This window comes from Pseudomonas sp. P4_C3 (genome assembly GCF_056402075.1).
The window spans coordinates 1-3,978 of sequence record NZ_JBFUIC010000347.1 but is presented as its reverse complement, the minus strand read 5'-3'; the positions used below and the strand labels follow the sequence as shown (position 1 = coordinate 3,978).

Here is a 3,978-nt window from a genome sequence, read left to right as displayed (position 1 = left end):
TCGGTTCGGTGAAAAGGACTTCGCAAGGCGCCTGCTCGACGATTTCCCCGGCCTTCATCACGCACACGCGCTGGGCGATGCTGCGTACCAGGTTGAGGTCATGGCTGATCAGCAGCAGCGACATGCCCAGTCGCTGTTGCAGGGATTTGAGCAGCAACAGGATCTTGCGCTGCACTGTCACATCCAGCGCAGTGGTCGGTTCGTCGGCGATCAGCAGTTCCGGTTCGCACGCCAGGGCCATGGCGATCATCACCCGCTGGCGCTGCCCGCCGGACAATTGATGGGGATAGGCCTTGAGGCGTTCCTCGGGTTTCTGGATGCCCACCAGGTGCAGCAATTCAAGAATCCGCTCTTGCGCCGCCTTGCCCGCCAGGCCTTTGTGCACCAGCAGCGTTTCGCCGATCTGCTTTTCGATGCTGTGCAGCGGGTTGAGGGAGGTCATCGGCTCCTGGAAGATCATCGCGATGCGATTGCCGCGCAGTTTTCGCAACTTGCCGGCATCGGCGCCCACCAGTTCCTGGCCGCGATAGCGGATGCTGCCCGTCGTCTCGGTATCGGTTTGTGGCAGCAGTTGCAGGATCGAGTGGGCCGTCACCGACTTGCCCGAGCCCGATTCACCCACCAGCGCCAGGCATTCGCCGGGGCGGATGTCCAGGCACAGATTGCGCACCACGGTCTGGCCGCTGAAGGCCACGCTGAGGTCACGGATTTCGATCAGGTTGGTCATATCAACATCCGCATCAAGAGCGGGGATCAAAAGCGTCGCGCAGCGCTTCGCCAATGAACACCAGTAAAGAAAGAATGAGCGCCAGGGTGAAGAACGCCGTCAGGCCCAACCACGGCGCTTGCAGGTTCTGCTTGCCCTGGCCGATCAGTTCGCCCAGGGAAGCGCTGCCCGCAGGCATGCCGAAGCCGAGGAAGTCCAGCGCCGTCAGGGTGGAAATCGCCCCGGTGAGAATGAACGGCAAGTAGCTCAAGGTCGCGTTCATGGCGTTGGGCAGAATGTGCCGCACGATGACTTTGCGGTCAGTCAGGCCCAGCGCGCGCGCGGCCTTGACGTACTCCAGGTTGCGCCCGCGCAGGAACTCGGCGCGCACCACGTCCACCAGGGCCAGCCATGAAAACAGCSCCATGATCCCCAGCAGCCACCAGAAATTCGGCTCGACGAAGCCCGACAGGATGATCAGCAGATACAGCACCGGCAACCCGGACCACACCTCCAGCAGGCGCTGGCCGAGCAAATCCACCCAGCCGCCGTAATAGCCTTGCAGGGCCCCGGCCGCGATGCCGATCAGGGCACTGACAAAGGTCAGCATCAAGGCAAACAGGATCGACACCCGGGCACCGAAGATCACCCGGGCCAGAACGTCCCGTGCCTGGTCGTCGGTGCCCAGCCAATTGACGCTGGAGGGCGGGCTGGGGGCGGGTTTATCCAGGTCATAGTTGGGCGTGTCGTCACTGAACGGAATCGGCGGAAACAGCAACCAGCCACCGTCCTTCTTGATCAACTTCTGCACGTAGTCGCTGCGGTAGTCGGCCTGGAACGGCAGATGCCCGCCGAACTCCAGTTCGGTGTGGCGCTTGAAGACCGGGAAGTACCACTGGCCTTGATAGCTGACCATCAGCGGTTTGTCGTTGGCGATCAGTTCGCCGCCCAGGGTCATCAGGAACAGGCCGACAAACAGCCAGAGCGACCACCAGCCCCGGCGGTTTCTCTTGAAGCGCTCGAAGCGCCGACGCGCCAGCGGTGAAAGCTTGAGCATCAGGCGTTCCTCGCGGCAAAGTCGATACGCGGGTCGACCAGGGTGTAGCAGAGGTCGCCGACCAGTTTTATCAAAAGGCCGAACAGGGTGAAGATGAACAGCGAACCGAACACCACCGGATAGTCCCGGGATACCGCCGCTTCGTAGCTCATGCGGCCCAGGCCGTCGAGGGAGAAGATCACTTCGATCAGCAGGGAGCCGGCAAAAAATACACTGATAAAGGCCTGGGGTATGCCCGACACCACCAGCAGCATGGCGTTGCGGAATACGTGTCCATACAGTACCCGCCGTTCACTCAAACCCTTGGCCCGGGCGGTGACCACGTACTGGCGGGTGATTTCATTGAGGAACGAGTTCTTGGTCAGGATGGTCAGCGTGGCGAAACCGCCGATCACCAGCGCGGTCACCGGCAACACCAGATGCCAGAAGTAGTCGGCCACTTTGCCTATGGTCGACAGCGATTCGAAGTTGTCCGAGACCAGCCCGCGAACCGGGAACCAGTTCAGCGAAGTGCCACCGGCAAAGACCACGATCAGGAACATCGCAAACAGGAACGCCGGCATGGCATAGCCGATGATGATCGCGGTACTGCTCCAGATGTCGAACTGGCTGCCATGGTGCACGGCCTTGCGGATGCCCAGGGGAATCGACACCAGATAGGTGATCAGCGTCGCCCAAAGCCCGAGGGAAATGGTCACGGGCATTTTTTCGAGGATCAGGTCGGTGACGGTGGCACCGCGGAAGAAGCTCTTGCCGAAGTCCAGGCGCGCGTAGCTGGTGAGCATCAGCCAGAGGCGTTCGTGTGCCGGTTTATCGAAGCCGTACTGTTTTTCAATGTCCTTGATCAGCTGCGGATCGAGCCCGCGACTGGCCCGGGACTTGCCACTCATGGCTTCGCCGGAACCGCCGCCGACTGCGGCGCCGCCAATGCCTTGCAGGTGTGCGATGGCCTGTTCGACCGGCCCGCCCGGCGCTGCCTGGACGATGACAAAGTTGACCAGGAGAATGATCACCAGCGTCGGAATGATCAGCAGCAGGCGCCGCAATATGTAAGCCCACATCAGTGCGGCCCTCCGGGTTTGCCACGGCTGATACGCTCGGCCGTCATCTGTTGGTTGGTCAATGGCGTGGTGCTCATCTCCCACCAGCTCTCGATGGCTTCGTCATTGCTCGCCTGCACGTTCGGGATGCCAAAGCGGTTCCACCACACCGTCGAGGTGCCCGGCGGGTAATAGTTGGGAATCCAGTAGTAATTCCATTGCAGCACCCGATCCAGGGCATGGGCGTAATGCAGCATGTCAGCCTGGGTATTGGCGCGGATCAGCCCGGTGATCAGCGTGTCCACCGCCGGGTTCTTCAACACCATGTAGTTGTTGGAACCAGGGTCGGTGGCTGCCGCCGARCCGAAATAATTGAGCAGTTCGTTTCCCGGAGAGGTGGTGACAGGGTAGCCGGTGACGATCATGTCGTAGTCGCGGTTCATCAGGCGATTGACGTACTGGGACGAGTCGATGCGGCGGATGTTCAGGTCGATGCCGATCTGTTTCAAGGTGCGCTTATAGGGCAGCAGCAGGCGGTCCATGCCGTTCTGACTGACCAGGAAGGTGAAGCTCAGCGGCTCGCCGTCGGCATTGACCAGTTGGTCGCCAACGGGTTTCCAGCCGGCCTGTTCGAGCAAGTCCAGGGCTTGCAGCTGCTTGTCGCGAATCACGCCGCTGCCATCGGTCTTCGGTGCTTCGAACACCTGGGTGAAGACTTCGTCGGGAATCTGCCCGCGCAGCGGTTCGAGAATCGCCAGCTCACCGGCATCCGGCAGTTGCCGGGCCGCGAGGTCGGTGTTGGAAAAGAAGCTCTGCTGGCGGATGTACATGTCACGCATCATCTGCCGGTTGCTCCACTCGAAGTCCCACAACATCACCAGCGCCTGGCGCACGCGACGGTCCTGGAACATGGGCTTTTGCAGATTGAACACAAAACCCTGGGCCGGCTGCGGTGCCTCGGTGGCGAGGTGGGCCTTTTGCAGGCGACCGTCGCTCAGGGCCGGGCTGTCGTAGCCGATGGAATAGCCGGTGGCGGAAAATTCCCGGTTGTAGTCAAAGGCGCCGCCGCGCAGGACCTGGCGCGCCACGTCGGTATCGCCGAAGTACTCGATGCTGAAGTGATCGAAGTTGTACAGGCCACGACTGACCGGCAGGTCCTTGCCCCACCAATCGGG

4 protein-coding genes are annotated in these 3,978 nt (G+C 61.4%); all 4 read right to left on the bottom strand.

Going from position 1 to position 3,978, the window contains the following annotated elements; genetic code table 11:
* Positions 1-727 (bottom strand): ATP-binding cassette domain-containing protein (locus AC1DVH_RS27250; RefSeq protein WP_477756410.1); only part of this gene is annotated, 727 nt, incomplete at its 3' end.
* A gap of 13 nt (positions 728-740) precedes the next feature.
* Positions 741-1,763: an ABC transporter permease gene (locus AC1DVH_RS27245; RefSeq protein ID WP_477756409.1), complete on the bottom strand. Its 1,023-nt coding sequence runs from the start codon at positions 1,761-1,763 to the stop codon at positions 741-743.
* Positions 1,763-2,824: a microcin C ABC transporter permease YejB gene (locus AC1DVH_RS27240; RefSeq protein ID WP_477756408.1), complete on the bottom strand. Its 1,062-nt coding sequence runs from the start codon at positions 2,822-2,824 to the stop codon at positions 1,763-1,765. Before AC1DVH_RS27240 ends, AC1DVH_RS27245 begins: the two co-directional genes overlap by 1 nt.
* Positions 2,824-3,978 (bottom strand): extracellular solute-binding protein (locus AC1DVH_RS27235; RefSeq protein ID WP_477756407.1); only part of this gene is annotated, 1,155 nt, incomplete at its 5' end. The genes AC1DVH_RS27235 and AC1DVH_RS27240, both read right to left, overlap by 1 nt.